At 38.0% G+C, this 15523-nt stretch carries 19 protein-coding genes, 1 tRNA gene and 1 other annotated feature; of the genes, 19 read left to right on the top strand and 1 reads right to left on the bottom strand.

The window, feature by feature from the left end; translation table 11 throughout:
• Nucleotides 1-27: 27 nt before the first annotated feature.
• Nucleotides 28-2595, bottom strand: coding sequence for a YfhO family protein (locus tag ELX58_RS05810; protein ID WP_133442209.1), 2568 nt, complete (start codon nucleotides 2593-2595; stop codon nucleotides 28-30).
• A 116-nt stretch (nucleotides 2596-2711) separates the two neighbouring features.
• On the opposite strand from ELX58_RS05810, the gene ELX58_RS05805 reads away from it, so the two are divergent.
• From ELX58_RS05805 to nusB, 19 genes are all read left to right on the top strand, one after another.
• On the top strand, nucleotides 2712-4763 hold the full coding sequence (locus ELX58_RS05805) for a peptidoglycan D,D-transpeptidase FtsI family protein (RefSeq protein WP_236747660.1): 2052 nt from the start codon (nucleotides 2712-2714) through the stop codon (nucleotides 4761-4763).
• 103 nt (nucleotides 4764-4866) lie between these two features.
• A complete protein-coding gene (rpmG, locus tag ELX58_RS05800; RefSeq protein ID WP_133442208.1) occupies nucleotides 4867-5019 on the top strand; it encodes a 50S ribosomal protein L33 in 153 nt (50 codons plus the stop codon).
• Between the two features lie 53 nt (nucleotides 5020-5072).
• Nucleotides 5073-5600 carry a 5-formyltetrahydrofolate cyclo-ligase gene (locus ELX58_RS05795; RefSeq protein ID WP_133442207.1) on the top strand — a complete coding sequence of 176 codons (528 nt, stop codon included), beginning with the start codon at nucleotides 5073-5075 and terminating at the stop codon, nucleotides 5598-5600.
• A gap of 12 nt (nucleotides 5601-5612) precedes the next feature.
• Nucleotides 5613-6272: a rhomboid family intramembrane serine protease gene (locus ELX58_RS05790; RefSeq protein ID WP_236747659.1), complete on the top strand. Its 660-nt coding sequence runs from the start codon at nucleotides 5613-5615 to the stop codon at nucleotides 6270-6272.
• 42 nt (nucleotides 6273-6314) lie between these two features.
• Entirely contained in the window at nucleotides 6315-6545 is a 231-nt protein-coding gene (locus ELX58_RS05785) for a YqgQ family protein (RefSeq protein ID WP_133442206.1), read from the top strand.
• Between the two features lie 2 nt (nucleotides 6546-6547).
• Nucleotides 6548-7549 (top strand): ROK family glucokinase, encoded by a 1002-nt coding sequence (locus ELX58_RS05780; protein WP_133442205.1) that lies wholly within the window; start codon nucleotides 6548-6550, stop codon nucleotides 7547-7549.
• Between the two features lie 13 nt (nucleotides 7550-7562).
• Entirely contained in the window at nucleotides 7563-7976 is a 414-nt protein-coding gene (locus ELX58_RS05775; protein WP_133442204.1) for a rhodanese-like domain-containing protein, read from the top strand.
• A 51-nt stretch (nucleotides 7977-8027) separates the two neighbouring features.
• Nucleotides 8028-8966 (top strand): tRNA (adenosine(37)-N6)-dimethylallyltransferase MiaA, encoded by a 939-nt coding sequence (miaA, locus tag ELX58_RS05770; RefSeq protein ID WP_133442203.1) that lies wholly within the window; start codon nucleotides 8028-8030, stop codon nucleotides 8964-8966.
• A 1-nt stretch (nucleotide 8967) separates the two neighbouring features.
• Complete coding sequence (gene glnA / locus ELX58_RS05765) at nucleotides 8968-10311, top strand: type I glutamate--ammonia ligase (protein WP_133442202.1); 1344 nt, start codon at nucleotides 8968-8970, stop codon at nucleotides 10309-10311.
• A 28-nt stretch (nucleotides 10312-10339) separates the two neighbouring features.
• Nucleotides 10340-11191: an exonuclease SbcC gene (locus ELX58_RS05760; protein ID WP_133442201.1), complete on the top strand. Its 852-nt coding sequence runs from the start codon at nucleotides 10340-10342 to the stop codon at nucleotides 11189-11191.
• A gap of 2 nt (nucleotides 11192-11193) precedes the next feature.
• A complete protein-coding gene (locus tag ELX58_RS05755) occupies nucleotides 11194-12090 on the top strand; it encodes a hypothetical protein (RefSeq protein ID WP_133442200.1) in 897 nt (298 codons plus the stop codon).
• A gap of 20 nt (nucleotides 12091-12110) precedes the next feature.
• Nucleotides 12111-12620, top strand: a complete 510-nt coding sequence (locus ELX58_RS05750; RefSeq protein ID WP_133442199.1) for a hypothetical protein — start codon at nucleotides 12111-12113, stop codon at nucleotides 12618-12620.
• A 58-nt stretch (nucleotides 12621-12678) separates the two neighbouring features.
• Nucleotides 12679-12752 (top strand) — tRNA-Arg (locus ELX58_RS05745).
• A gap of 102 nt (nucleotides 12753-12854) precedes the next feature.
• Nucleotides 12855-12935 (top strand) — a sequence feature (ribosomal protein L21 leader region).
• A gap of 18 nt (nucleotides 12936-12953) precedes the next feature.
• Entirely contained in the window at nucleotides 12954-13262 is a 309-nt protein-coding gene (gene rplU / locus ELX58_RS05740; protein ID WP_133442198.1) for a 50S ribosomal protein L21, read from the top strand.
• 5 nt (nucleotides 13263-13267) lie between these two features.
• Nucleotides 13268-13603 carry a ribosomal-processing cysteine protease Prp gene (locus tag ELX58_RS05735; RefSeq protein WP_133442197.1) on the top strand — a complete coding sequence of 112 codons (336 nt, stop codon included), beginning with the start codon at nucleotides 13268-13270 and terminating at the stop codon, nucleotides 13601-13603.
• Nucleotides 13604-13623: 20 nt separating this feature from the next.
• The gene (rpmA, locus tag ELX58_RS05730) at nucleotides 13624-13920 is read left to right on the top strand and encodes a 50S ribosomal protein L27 (RefSeq protein WP_133442196.1); all 297 of its coding nucleotides are present in this window, start codon (nucleotides 13624-13626) and stop codon (nucleotides 13918-13920) included.
• A gap of 78 nt (nucleotides 13921-13998) precedes the next feature.
• Entirely contained in the window at nucleotides 13999-14562 is a 564-nt protein-coding gene (gene efp, locus ELX58_RS05725; protein WP_133442195.1) for an elongation factor P, read from the top strand.
• 37 nt (nucleotides 14563-14599) lie between these two features.
• Nucleotides 14600-15034 carry an Asp23/Gls24 family envelope stress response protein gene (locus ELX58_RS05720; RefSeq protein ID WP_133442194.1) on the top strand — a complete coding sequence of 145 codons (435 nt, stop codon included), beginning with the start codon at nucleotides 14600-14602 and terminating at the stop codon, nucleotides 15032-15034.
• Nucleotides 15031-15429 carry a transcription antitermination factor NusB gene (gene nusB / locus ELX58_RS05715; protein ID WP_133442193.1) on the top strand — a complete coding sequence of 133 codons (399 nt, stop codon included), beginning with the start codon at nucleotides 15031-15033 and terminating at the stop codon, nucleotides 15427-15429. The genes ELX58_RS05720 and nusB overlap by 4 nt, the downstream gene beginning before the upstream one ends.
• The last annotated feature ends 94 nt before the right edge of the window (nucleotides 15430-15523 follow it).

Here is a 15523-nt window from a genome sequence, read left to right as displayed (position 1 = left end):
TCGTTAAATATGATTTTAAAAGTCTGATTATTGATCAGGCTTTTTGTTTGTCTTATCCATAAGATACTTTAATAACATTGCCAAGATTGTTAGTAACGTAATCAATGATCCTAACGGTAGATATGGCGGAGTAAACGTTAGTTTGACGTTATGTTTACCAGGTTTGACCTTGGCACCAATGAATTCACCAGCAATTTTATAGATTTTACGTGATTGACCATCAATTTTGAGATGCCAGCCGTTAGTTGCTGGGATACTGGTTCCCATCACCGGTTGATTGACCGTTGATTTAAAGGACCCGGTAACTTTACGGTTGTTAACTATGTGGACGTGGCTGTGGTTCATAAAACGGTGCTTTATGGGTTGTTTATTCAGCTGATACAGTTGGAAAGGCCTTAAATCCAATTTAGATTGAAACGGCTGAATTTGAAAGTGAATGGGCTTAACGTTAGTTCCTGAAGATATGTTTAGAATAATTGGGTGATTGTACGCAGTATTAGGCAGTAATTCATGGCCATTCATGGTAATTTTACAATCCTTGTTGTTGATTTGAGGACCGATTAAAAGATAGTAAGCATGATTTAATTTTGGTCTTAAGGTTAAATTTGAGGTGCCATGAATTAAAGGATTATTCGTGATTAATTGTCCCTGGTGAATTCTGAGGTTATTTTGCCGAACTGAATTAAATAGCAAGGGCTTAAATCTAGCGTCATTCCGATTAGTAATGGCCTGGTACAATCGTTCCTGATTCATTATGGGACCTTGATTTAATTTAACCGTTAGCGCCTTTGGGTATGTAGGAAAAATGAGTGGTAAGACATTGGAATTCTTGTGAATCACTAAGTTGTTATCCCGATGAATTTCCGGATAATTTATTACGTCCGGTCGGTTAATCACGCATTTATTATATTGATGATTGTCATTCGTTAGATAATAGCGGAATCCCAAGAGTTGGTCACTTAATAATGTTCCGTTGGTGTACGTTACAAAGCCTGATCCTTCGGGTTGGCCAATCTGCTCCATGAATTTCGGGGTTGTGTATTCAAGTGATGAGTCAAAAGCGTCACCGCCAATGTAGTTGTTGCTAAACGGATCATCTTTGGATCGATAGAACGTTTTACCAATTCGATTGGGTTGACGAGAATGGATTTTATTAACTGCATAGCTTAAATTCTCAGTGTATTTAGTGTAACTAGCGTTACTAATGTAACTCAGGTTATTTAATGAATTGTTAGCGTTGAGCGTCATTTCAAAGATTGACAGAATCATCAGCGCAAATGAAAACAATCGGGTCCCGTTATGTGTATATATCAACAACACGAAAGTTATCAATAGAAATAAGATTCCAGTTGCAAAGTTGAGTGGTGAGATAAACGGAAATTTAGGTAGGTTAAGAAAGACGTAGATGATGAGTGAACCTAGAATAGCTACGATTATCATCATCGTTATCCAGCTTACTGAGTATGATGAATTAATACCGTGAGCTGCGATCCAGATGATCCAGAAACAAAATATGAACGAAAATCGATCGGGATACCAAATTGGGAATTGACCGGCGTGCCATAGCAGGTCTAGAGGTCGGTAGCACATTGATAAAATAAGGATTAAAGTAATTAAGAAGCTACCCAATCTTTGTCGGAGTGGGATGTCGTGCCGACTTAAGTAGATGAAAAAACTAATTAGAGCAACGCTACCGACAAAAATATTCGGTAAACCATTTGGAAGCTGATTAAAATCTAGCGCCCCGTTAAATAATTTACTGAACATTTTGAATGGAAAATACTCAAATGTAAAACGGACATGTGGGAAGCTATAGTGTGCTTTGCCTTGTTTTAGTGATGCAAGGGTTGGCAACGTTAACCAAGCCGTTAAACAAAAGCTGTAAAACGTGTCGAGAAATAAACGTTTGACAACGAATTTTAATTGAGTAGCGTTAAGTGATGACGTTGTAAATTTAAAAATTACGTAAATTACTGTAAATAAGGCAATCATATAGGCGATGTAATAGTTAGTAATGATTGCTAGGGTCATGGCGATTAAATACGTTTTCGTTGGTTGCCCGTTAAAAATTTGATGGATCCCTAAGACGACTAAGGGTAACCAGATCATGCCATCAAGCCACATGATGTTTAATTGATTGGCGATTATCCAGCCGTTTAAGGCGTAGATTACGGACCACATAATGGTTAACGCTGAATTCGGTTTAATAGATTTGGATAATAAGTAGCCAAAACTTAATCCGGATAATCCGTATTTAATCAAAGTAACGATTAGAATACCTGCCGGTAAGTGTTGAGTTGGAAATAAGAGGAGTAATAGATTAATGGGTGACATCAGGTAATAAGCCCAGGTGCCAAACATTTCACCACCGAATGCTTTTGAAAAAGAATAAAAGAGCCCACTAGGATCGCTTAAAAGGGTGTGGCGAAAGTACGCAAAGAAATCAACATATTGCTGACCTAGATCGACCGTTAAAATACTTCGATTACCAAAGGGCGACATATTGCGATATGCAAAGTAAAATGCCATAATGAATACTGGTAATAAAAAACAAATTAGTAGAGGCCATACCTTTTTATGGGTGGACTTTTTCATTTATTTCACCGCTTTCCGACATGATTTTAAGTAACGATGATTATTTTACATGTTATAGGAGTCATTATAAATCTATCCGTAGCGCTAAGATCTGAAATGTGAAGGAGATTATTTTCTTGAATAATTTTATTAAAGAAATCTTTCATCATCAGAATCACCACGATCAGTCTAAAATTCCGTTTCGACTGAATTTTATTTTTGTCGTCGTGGGACTTCTGTTTGCCGTTTTAATTGGTCAGTTAGCATATTTACAAGTGTTAAACGGACCACAGTTTAGGGCTGAAGTTAATCGTTCTGATAACACCATTAAAACGGGAAATGTTCAACGAGGGATGATTTATGATTCACAAGGCCGTTTATTGGTCGGTAATAAAAGTCATCGAGCAATTACATACACCAAGAATTTTGGTCAGACACCAAGTAAGATGTATAAGACCGCTAATCGATTAAGTGACTTTATTAAGGTTCCTAAAGCCGCATTAACAAAGCGCCAGAAGGCTGATTATTATTTAGCAAGTCCGGCTCACTCTAAAGCAGTCATGAGTAAGATTAACGTCAATAAGAAATCCGAAAGTCAAACTTATAACCGAGAATTAAGTTATGTTAAAAATAGTGGCAAAATTCATTTTACTAAAAAAATGAAGAATGCTGCTGAAATATATCGAACGATGAACGGTGCGTACCAGTTGTCAACTACTAACATCAAGAGTTCGAATGTTAAAGGTAAAGAATTAGCTGAAGTTGGTGAACACTTATCAGAAATGCTAGGTGTTCACGTCGGAACTAGCTGGTCACGTCAATATCCACAGGGTAAATCCATTCAGACTTTAGCCGGAACTGTTTCAAGTGAAAAGGCTGGTTTGCCTAGTGGTGAAGTTAATGAATTGACTTCTGAAGGTTATTCAAGAAATGATAGCGTTGGTCAAAGCTTCTTAGAACAAGAATATGAACCAGCACTTCGAGGTACTAAGTCACAGACTCAGGTTAGAGTTATGGGTGGCAATAAAGTATCAAGTGAAGTTAAGAAATATGGTGGTAAGAAGGGTGATAACCTTCAATTAACCATCAATGGTAAATTTCAAAAACAGTTACAACGACTAGTAAAACAAGCTGATCAAGGTGGCGTTGGTGAATCCAACGGTGCTTACGCAGTTGTTATGAATCCTAATAATGGTGACATTATTGGGATGGCTGGTGTTAACCGAAAGCCATCTAGTGGTAAGGAAACACCTAACGATTTAGGTGCAATTAACAGTGATATTGTTATGGGATCCGTTGTAAAGGGTGCTATGGTATCTGGTGCTTTCATGGATCACGTGATTACACCAACTAACAGTACGATGGAAGATAAACCGATCACCACTAACGGAACCACGAAGTATTCATGGTTTAACCATGGTGGTGGTTCTGATATCCCAGTTACCGCTTCAGACGCCTTAGAAGTATCATCTAACTCGTACATGATGCAGTTAGCCATGAAGGAAGCTCATTTCCATTATCATTACGATGGTAATTTTGATGCTGTCGGTCCGTCGATCTTTAATACTTTACGTGGTTACTTCAACCAGTTCGGTTTAGGTGTTAAGACCGGGATCGATTTACCTGGTGAAACGACAGGGATTAAAGGTCCTAGTGGCCCTGGTGATGTTCAGCAGGCATTGGATGAATCATTTGGTAACTATGATGCTTACACGACGATTCAGTTAGCTCAGTACATGTCAACGATCGCTAACGGTGGTTATCGTCTCCAGCCGCATATCGTTAAGGCCATTCGTGGAACTGGTCATGACGGTAAATTAGGTCGAGTTGAATACTCCGTTGAACCAAACGTCTTAAACGAAATTCCAATGACGGCTGCTGAACGAAGAGTCGTTAAAGATGGTCTATACAAAGTGGTTCATGGTACTAACCCATATAAGACTGGAATTAGTTTAGACCAAATTCATCCAGAAGTGTCTGCTAAGACCGGGACTGCCGAAACGTATTTCCATCATCAGAAGACCGTTACTTTAAGCTTAGCTTCATTTGCACCATCTAATCATCCACAGGTTGTCGTTGCCTTAGCAATTCCTAACTTACCAGAAAGTGCTGAAACCAATAACATTAATTTGGCTAAGGAAATTTACAAGGCATATTGGGCTGATGTTGCCGCTAAGTCTCAAGCCTAAAACATTTATTGCTGTTAAGTAATTTTGTTTGACACCCTGGTATTAGTGGGTAAAAGATGATAATATAATAAAGTATAGATAAATAAGTTCGAGGTGAATCTTGATGCGTGTAAACATTACTTTAGAATGCACTTCATGCAAGAAGGAACGTACTTACTTAACTTCTAAGAACCGTCGTAACAATCCAGACCGCTTAGAATTAAAGAAGTACTGTCCACGTGAACGAAAAGTTACGGTATTCCGTGAAGTTAAATAAGAAGGTCGGGGATTTGATACCCAAACCTTTTTTTATTATCTAGTGAGGTTGTAATGACTAAACAAGCTGCTCGTAAGCTAGTTATTCAACGCTTAAAAAAACATTCTCATTATAATTATCAAGAGCTGTATCATCGTTTATTCACGAATGAAAAATGGCAACAAGCAAAGACGGTTGCCGTCACGATGAGTACGCCGATCGAAATTCCAACGATGCCGATCATTCGCCACGCTTGGCAAGATCATAAGTCAGTGGTTATTCCAAAAACGTTATCGCAACGTAAGATGGTGTTCTGCTATTATGATAGAGATACGAAGTTACAGCGAGATCGGTTCGGAATCTTGGAACCTGTTAAAAATCATGTAATTAATGCAAATAACATTGATTTAATGATTGTTCCTGGGGTTGCTTTTACTAAAAAAGGTGACCGACTTGGCTTCGGTGGCGGTTATTATGATCGTTACTTGAAGAAGTATCATGGTGATACCATTGCTTTAGCTCGTAAGTTACAAGTTTTTGTTCGTCCGATATGGTCCGTAAATAAATGGGATTTAAGCGTTAATGAAGTTATTAGTGAATAAAAGGAGCATTGGGTGATTAATATTAAAGATCGACCATACATAACTGAAGCATTATTAGGGATAATGATTTTAGTGTACCTAGTAATGTCCGTTACGGGTGGTACTAATAATCCATATAATCTGATTCGATTTGGAGCCAAAGTAAATCCGTTAATTATTCAAGGTCAATACTGGCGTTTCGTTACACCAATATTTATTCACCTTAATTTCACACATATTTTGTTTAACGGAATTACGTTTTATTATTTAGGTGTTCAGATTGAAAGACTTTTTGGTCATCTACGATTTTTAATCATCTTTATGATTTCTGGAATAGCTGGAAACATGTTCAGCTTCGCGTTTAATACTTCGATATCAGTAGGTGCTAGTGGGGCCATCTTTGGTTTACTAGGTGCCTTTATGATGATCGGTGAAATTGCGTGGCGGAATCCAGCTATTCGACAAATGACGAAGTTATTCGTTATTTTTATTTTATTAAATTTAGTAAGCGATTTCTTAACCGTCGGAATAGACATTAGCGGCCATATTGGTGGTCTGATCGCAGGCTTTTTGTGTGCATATATTGTTGGTCTTCCGCATCGTTTGGACCATAATTCTATCAAAGGAGCCGTTGCAGCTGTTACGCTAATTATAGTATTAGGGATTATCCTGTACCGAGGCTTTAATGCGTAATAACGGCTATTCATAATGCAATCTGACAAAGGATGTGGGACAATGAAGACGTTATATGATGTTCAGCAATTACTTGAAAAATTCGGCATTCTCGTTTACGTCGGTAAGCGAATGTGGGATATTGAAGCAATGGCCATTGAGATCGATCATTTATACCGAGCTCACGTCATATCGCAAAAACAATTTCTGCAAGCAAAATTGATTTTGACCCGCGAGCATAGATATGAAGTACGTCGAGCTAAGAAAAATCACAAATCAATAGGAGGAATTTGACTATGGCTGATAAATTATTAATTGGGATTGACCTTGGTGGAACCACTACCAAGATGGCTTTCTTAGAAAAAAGCGGTAAAATTATTGATAAGTGGCGTATTAAGACCGATACCTCAGATAATGGTAATCACATTGCACCGAATATTGCTAAGTCGATTAATAGCGAAATGACTAAGACTAACCATACTAAAGATGAATTCTTAGGTATGGGCATGGGTACCCCTGGTACTATTGATAATAAAGCTGGTACCGTTTATGGTGCTTACAACTTAAACTGGGGCGACAAACATCAGGTTAAGTCCGTAATTGAAAAGGGCGTTGGCTTACCGTTAATCATGGATAACGATGCCAACGTTGCAGCTTTAGGTGAATTCCGCCGTGGTGCCGGTAGTAAAGACCAGGATATCGTCTTTGTTACTTTAGGTACCGGTGTTGGTGGTGGTATCATCACTGAAGGTCACTTATTACACGGTTGTAATGGTGATGCCGGTGAAATTGGTCACATTTGTGTCAAGCCTGGTGGCTACATGTGTACCTGTGGTAAGCGTGGCTGTTTAGAACAATATGCTTCTGCTACCGGTGTTGTACATATTGCTCATGACATGGCTGAAAAGTTTACTACTGGCAAATCTCGTTTAAAGCAGTTAGAAGATAAGCACCAGAAAGTTACTTCTAAGATAGTCTTTTACTTAGCTGATAACGGTGATATCTTAGCTAACCAGGTTGTTGACCGCGTTTGCTTCTACTTAGGCTTAGCATTATCCGATGTTGCGAACGCCTTTAACCCAAGTAACATTATTATCGGTGGTGGTGTTTCCAACGCCGGAAATACGTTATTACAGCCAACCACTCGTTACTTCCAGGAAAATGCGTTCCCGCCGGTACGAGACTCAACTAAGGTTCAGTTAGCTCAGTTAGGTAACGATGCTGGTGCCATTGGTGCTGGATCATTAGCATTAAAATTCGATAAATCATCAAAAAATAAATCATCTTGGGACAAATAAGGAGCATTTATAGATGCCTGATTTATTAGTATCAACTAATTTTGTCCTGACGATTGTTTTATTAATTTTAATTATTGCGTGGATTGTTTACTCAGTAATTAACCACATTCGAGTTCATAAAATTGCTAAATTTATTTCTCAAAAGCAATTCGTTAAGGGCAAACGACGAGCTCAAATCGTTGATTTACGTGAACGAAAAGCATTTAACGCGGGCCACATTCTAGGGGCCCGGAACATTCCGTTCTCAACGTTTAGAACTTTTTATAATGGAATTCGTAGTGATATGCCAGTCTACTTATATGATCAAAGTACAGCTTTAAGTTCACGAGCTGCAGTTTATCTGTATAAGAAAGGTTACCGAAAATTATATATCTTAAAAGAAGGTTACCGTAACTGGACTGGTAAGACCAAGAAGAGGGATGTTTAAGATATAAACATCTCTTTTTATTTCCGAGAATTAATATCTGGAGACTAAATAATGAAAAAAGTTTTATTGATTGTTGGCCCAACCGCCGTTGGTAAAACTAAATTATCTTTAAAATTAGCGCATCGTTATAACGGTGAAGTGATTTCATGCGATTCGATGCAGATTTACCGAAGCTTAAATATCGGTACCGCAAAATTAATGCCAAAGGATCGTCAGGGGATCCCTCATCATTTAATCGGAATTCGAAATGTTTATCAGCGTTATTCCGTCGCTAATTTTGTTAACGATGCTTTAAAGTGGATTCAAATTATCCATCAGCGTCGTCATCTGCCAATTATCGTTGGTGGTACAAACTTATATTTGCAGGCGCTTTTGGACAATTTAAATCTAGGTGGTGATCGCTTCAAAGGCTTTGGGACCCGACGTAAATTAAAGTCGTATGGTGATCAACACGGTAAGCAAGCCCTATGGGACTGGCTAAATAAGGTTGATCCAAAGTACGCTGAAAAGACACCATACCAAAATGAACGCCGGGTAATTCGAGCCCTTGAAGTTTATCTAACGACGCATCATCGTTTTTCTGAACAGAAATTAGTGCCAAGAAAGGGCTTGGATTTCTTAATCATTGGCCTTAATACGGATCGACAGTTGTTGTACAAACGGATTAATTCCCGGGTTGATAAAATGGTCAAGCAAGGATTATTGAAAGAGGCCCGATGGCTTTACGAATGCGGTGGTAGTGTGCTACCTGCAGGAATGGGTATCGGTTATCATGAACTATATCCTTATTTTGACCATGAACGATCTTTGCAGGATGCCATTATTCAGATTAAACGTGATTCACGGCACTATGCTAAACACCAATTAACCTGGTTTAGAAATAAGATGAAGGTTAATTGGTATGATTTAATTCAACATCCTGAGCAATTAAAGCCGATGTGTAATCAGATCGATACTTGGCTAGGTAAAAAGACGGAGGCGAACCGATAAAATGGCAACCAGACATAACTATACAAAAAATGATATTCGTAAGATGGCTAAAGATCATAACGTTAGTTTCTTACGGTTAATGTTTACTGATTTATTCGGGACCGAAAAGGACGTTGAAGTTCCGGTTAGCCAATTAGAAAACGTTTTGAATAACAAGATCATGTTCGACGGATCTTCCATTGAGGGATTTGTTCGAATTGAAGAAAGTGACATGTATTTACATCCTGATTTATCAACTTGGATGATCTTTCCGTGGAGTCCTGATCGTGGCCGAATTGCCAGGATCATTTGTGATGTATACACTATGGACGGTAAGCCATTTATGGGTGACCCCCGTAACAATTTGAAGCGGGTTCTTAAGGACATGAAAAGGTCTCATTTTACGTCTTTGGATATTGGACCCGAACCAGAGTTCTTTCTCTTTAAGCGTGATCGGGATGGCAAACCAACGTTACAGCCCAATGATTCCATCAGTTATTTTGATTTAGCTCCGGCTGATACAGGGGCAATCTGTCGCCGTGATATGGTACTAGCGTTAGAAGACATCGGTTTCAACGTCGAAGCGGCTCACCATGAAGTATCACCTGGTCAGCACGAAATCGATTTTAAGTATTCGGATGCTTTAAATACGGCTGATAATATTCAAATTTTTAAATTGGTCGTTAAAGCCGTTGCTAAGAAACATAATTTATACGCAACCTTTATGCCTAAACCAATTACGGGGATTAATGGTTCTGGGATGCACATCAATATGTCGTTATTCCAGCACCATAAAAATGTCTTCTATGATCCAAAGGGCAAGTTAGGTCTATCCAAGATTGCTTATTACTTCTTGGGCGGAATTTTAAAGCACGCCCGAGGATTTACCGCAATCGGTGATCCAATTGTTAATTCATATAAACGCTTGGTTCCTGGTTACGAAGCCCCAGTATACATTGCCTGGTCACCTAGTAATCGCTCACCGTTAGTTCGAATTCCGAGTTCACGAGGGATTCAAACTCGATTGGAATTGAGGAGTGCTGACCCGACGGCCAATCCTTATATGGCCTTTGCGGGTGTATTGGAAGCCGGGTTAGATGGCTTACGTAATAAGATCGTTCCACCAGCAGGGATTAACCGAAATATTTATCGGATGGATGCTCAAGAAAGAATTGCGGACCACATCTATAACCTGCCTGATAATCTGAGGGATGCTATTACCGCATTAAAGCACGATCCAATTATGAAGCGCGCATTGGGGACCAAACTCTTTAATACGTTTATAACGGCTAAGACCTTCGAGTTTAATTCCTATCGGCTTCAAGTGTCAGCTTGGGAATTAAAGCATTATTTGAAGAAGTACTAATTTCTGATGAGGAGAAGTTGAAGTAAACATGAGTCAAGACGTTAAAAAGATCGATGAAAAAAGTGATCAAGCGCTATCCCAAAGCTTAGCTGGTAAATCTAAATATTTACAGCGCCTTCAAGATGCTTTGGATAAAGATGATGACTTATTGGTTTATAAATTATTAAACACTACCAAGTACTACCACGTTATGAAACAGCGACGTTATACCGATAGTAATAATTATCAGACGTTGGTTAAGGATTTACGGCCTGAATTAAGCCATCATTTAAGTCATCGCTTAATCAAATATCTAAAAAAGACTTATCCATTCTTCTATTATTATGAAGATCAGTTAGGCCATTACCAAGTTTACTTTGGTGATTGGTGGGGCCATAAACTTTTTGGCAGCCTTGACGTGATTAATGTTGAATTTAATTTTGATAATAAAGAATTTGCTAAGTTAAAGCGTGCTTTTAATGATCAGCATTTTGATACCCAGGATATGAAGGCCATTCAACAGCAGAATAGCCGCTTAACTGAACTGGCAAAGACTCAAGATAAGCGAAGTAATGAAGAGACAGAATTAAAAGCGGATTTAAAGGCTAATAAGTCCCAGGCCCGAATGCCATGGAATTCGAACCGGATTAATGCTGAATACGCTAAGATTATCGGTCGATTAAAGAAGTTATCGAACCTCGATAAGCAAGCCGATGACGCTAAAGCCAGAATTAAGGGTAATCAACAGAAAATGTTGAAATTATCAACTGAAAATACCGTCATTGACTACGAAAAGAAAAGCGTTAAAAAATACTTTGGTGATTTAAGCCAGTTTAACGACAATAATAAGCAGTTATATTATAATTACGTTTCCAACTTATTAGCCGGAGGCAAAGATTAATCATGGATAAGAAAAATATAACTAACCAACCCGTTTTAAAACAGTACAACGAATCAATTAAAAAGGGCTTAAGAAACGGTATTAAATTTACGAAATTGATTGATCAACTAATTACAACTGAACATCCTTCTGAATTATTATCAGCTGCTAAACAATTAGTATCATATCAATTGAATACCCATTACGTTCAGTTTCCGCATCAATATGGTGCCCAAGATTATTACCTTGTATTTATGAACCGGTTATTATCAATTCATAATTTAGGTGCTCGATTAAGCCTAAAAAGTGACCAGATGAAACTTTACCAGGTCGCAAAAGTTCTTGGTGACAAGGATAACTTTATCTTCAGTTTTGATTTGCAGGCTAAAGGCGATGGCGGAGCTTATTATCAAGATACCCGAAATCACGAGAATCTCTTCTACATTAATTTAGATCGCAAATTATTACGTTTCGACAGTCACGCTTTAACCGAATTATTCATCGTGGACTATTATAATCAAGTTGATCCGCATAAGATTAAACGGTTAGCTGGTACGTTACTTGAATTTGCTACGTTCTTACAAAAGGATTATGACTTCAACGTTGATCTTAGTATTTTAAATGCTGACAACGATCGCTTTTATAAGTTTGCTTCGTCTAAATTACCCGCTGGAATCATGGATAAATTGTTTATCGTTGCGGCAAAGCACCATTATATGTTAAAGTCATACCATCAAAACGGTGCCCAGCTTCGATTAAGTAATGATATTTTGATTAATATCTATCCAGATCAAGACAAACACTGGGGACTTGTCGTTCAGGATTCAAAACAGGATTATTCATGGTTTGATATTCTATTGAACTACGACTTTTTACGTAAATGGTACTTAGATAATCTTGATCAGTTAATGTTAAATTAACGAGAAGGAGTAATTTAGTAATGAACGTTTCTCAAATGTTAAAGGAATCGGTTTTATATCACAGAGAAAAAGAATTACACAGTCGGTTCAGGTATTTACCAATGGTTCGAGTCAAGAACGCATACGTTGTTCTAGATGTCCTATTGGCTAAATTAGCGGATTCAATTGGCTGGTATTATAACCAAGTTCCAAAGAAAGACGCTCATTTAAAGAAACAAATCCTGTCCTTATATGTTAAGGGCCTTGATCATTTCTTCTTAATCGCTAATTTAAAGAATTGGAACCAAATCGTATTGACCTCTGATGAAGAATTGGATCGGTTAAGTGATCGTAAAAAGACTAAATACCTTAGTCAACTATATTTAGCAATTAAAAACATGCTTTATGATAGCTACTTTAACCACAACATCAATGACTTAATGTATTCGTGGAAGCTTTATCTGAAGTTGGGCTTAAGTGATTTAGGCTTGACTAAAAATGGAATTGCTAAGGCTTTTAATCAAAAATATGGCCAGAAGCCACTTAAATGACTGATGAAGAGTTGACTTTGTAAGCCAAATTTAATACAATATTAAGTGTCGTCACTATGTCGCAGTGGCTCAGCTGGATAGAGCAACGGTCTTCTAAACCGTGGGTCGTGGGTTCGAACCCCACCTGCGACATTGACCTATGAAAGACATGAGTTTTACTCATGTCTTTTTTATTTTCAGGTTGATAATTAATAAATATCCAGGTATACTTAAATTGTTGTAATTGTGGACTTCCCACAGCTGCAACCGCACGATTTTGAGCTTAAGTTCTATTTAATTTAATAGGCGCTTGATTCGGCGAGTCTAAGTAAATTAATAAGGAGGTGCACTTAAATGTACGCAGTTATTGTAACTGGCGGTAAGCAGTACCGTGTTGCCAAAGGTGACACCGTTTATGTTGAAAAGCTTAACGCCAAAAAAGGTGACAAGGTTACCTTTAAGAACGTCGTATTCGTTGGTGGTAAATCTGTTAAGATTGGCACTCCAACCGTTAGCGGCGCATCCGTTGAAGGTTCTGTTGTAAAGCAGGGCAAAAACAAGAAGGTTACCCTTTTCCGTTATCATGCTAAGAAGGGCCATCATTCTAAGAAAGGTCACCGTCAACCATATACAGCAGTTAAGATCAGCGCAGTTAATGCCTAATTATTATGATTAGAGCAACTGTTATTTACCACAATCATTTGATTAACGGCTTTAAATTAATTGGTCACGCTAATTCAGCTAATTATGGACATGATATTGTCTGTGCAGCTGTATCAGCATTATCGATCACGACCGTTAATAGTTTATCTTCACTTGCTAGCATCAAGCCTCAGGTGAAACAAGATCAAGTGAATGGTGGTTTATTAATCGTTAAAATTCCTGAAGTTCATGACTACGTTAAAAAATTAAAAGTTCAGACGTTGTTACAAAGCTTTGAATTAGGGATCAAAATGATTGCTGATCGATATCATCGTTATATAAAATTAAATATTATTCGTTAAAATATACGGAGGTGTAAAACATGAAATTAGTAATGGATTTACAGTTCTTCTCAACCCATAAAGGTACTGGTTCTACTGGTAACACCCATGATTCAATTGGTCGTCGTTTAGGCTGTAAAGCTGCCGATGGATCTACTGTTACCGCCGGTTCTATCTTATATCGTCAACGTGGTACTCGTGTATATCCTGGCCTTAACGTTAAGAAAGGCGGGGATGATACTTTATACACCACCATTAAAGGTGTAGTTCGATTCGAACGTATGGGTCGTCGTAAGAAGAGAGTATCAGTATACCCTGTATCTGAAGCCGCAAAGTAAATTAGAATTTATTATGACAAAAGGGGCCCAACTTATGAGTCCCTTTTTATTATTGATTTTTAAAGAGATGAACATATTATGGCAAAAATTTCTTCAAATTCATTTCGACCTGGTATGACGATTATTCTCAAAAATGCCGTTTGGCGTTTAATTAAGGTCGTCCACGTTAACCCAGGCCGTGGTAGTGCTTTTGTACGTACTCGGATTAAGAATCTTCAGGATCAGTCTGTAATCGAAAGAACTTTCCGTGCTGGTGAAAAAGTACCTCAGGCAATCATTACTGATCATGCTATGCAGTACTTATACAAAGGCAGTGCTGGTTATGTATTCATGGATTCCAAGACCTATGAACAGGTTACCGTTCCGGCTGCCAACATTAAGCCTGCTTTAAAGTACTTAAAGCCTAATTTACCAGTTACTCTATTTGAATTTGATGGTAAAATCTTAGGAATTAAATTACCTAATACCGTTACCTTGACCGTTAAGCAAACTCAACCTACTATTAAAGGTAATACCGCATCAGGTGGTTCTAAGCCAGCTACTATGGATACTGGTTTAGTAGTTCAAGTTCCGTTCTTTGTAACTAATGGCCAGAAGTTAGTTATTAACACGCAGGACGGAACCTATGTTTCAAGAGCTTAATGATTATTTAGCCGCGTCTATTTAATGAGGTGATACTTTGGCTGAAGACGTAAATATAACCCTTAAATCGGGTCAATCTAGCTTGGGTAAAATTAAAATCGCACCCCGTGTCTTAGAAATTATTGCCAGCATCGCTGCTGTACAGGTTAAGGGTGTCAACCGGATGCGCGGTTCCTTAGCAACGAGCGTTAATGAATTATTTGGCCATCGAGAATGGGGCAAAGGAATTCGTTTAGCTTTTAATAAGCACCATGAATTGATCGTTGATATTTATGTGTACATTAATTATGGCTACTCGGTTCCAAAAGTTGCCTTACAAATTCAGGATAAAGTTAAACAACAACTGTTGTTTATGACCGAATTAAACGTAGGTACGGTTAATGTTCATGTTGAAGGAATCGTACCGAAGAAGAAAACATCTCATGTTGATCCAAACCATTTATTTAAGGATAATCAGGGTGAACAAAATTGAATTTAACTAGACATCGTATCCGTGAGGTTGCGTTTCAAACACTGTTCGCGATGAACGCTAATCCCAAAGCTGATCCGATTCAATTGTTTCAGGCATTAATTAAGAGTCAGGATGCTAATTATCCTGAATACCTGATTCAATTGGTTGATGGTGTAAACAAGGATCGCAAGGCCCTTGATGACCAGATTAGCAAATACCTAAGTTCCGATTGGACCATTGACCGAATTGCTAAGACGGATTTAATCATTTTGAGAATTGCCTTTTACGAAATCGATAATGTAGAGGCAGTTCCTGATAAAGTTGCCGTGAATGAAGCATTACAATTAGCCAAAGAATACAGCGATGATCGTTCTCGTCGTTTTATTAATGGTGTTTTAGGCAATAAAATTAAATAAATATTATAATGTAAGGCGGATTTATAATTATAAATCCGCCTTTTCATATCTAAAACTAAGTATGATAAACTTGATTTAGTCTTTATGAGAGTAG

The sequence above is a fragment of the Acetilactobacillus jinshanensis genome (assembly GCF_004359375.1).
In the GTDB taxonomy this organism is placed as follows: domain Bacteria; phylum Bacillota; class Bacilli; order Lactobacillales; family Lactobacillaceae; genus Acetilactobacillus; species Acetilactobacillus jinshanensis.
This window is presented reverse-complemented; position numbering and strand designations above follow the sequence as displayed.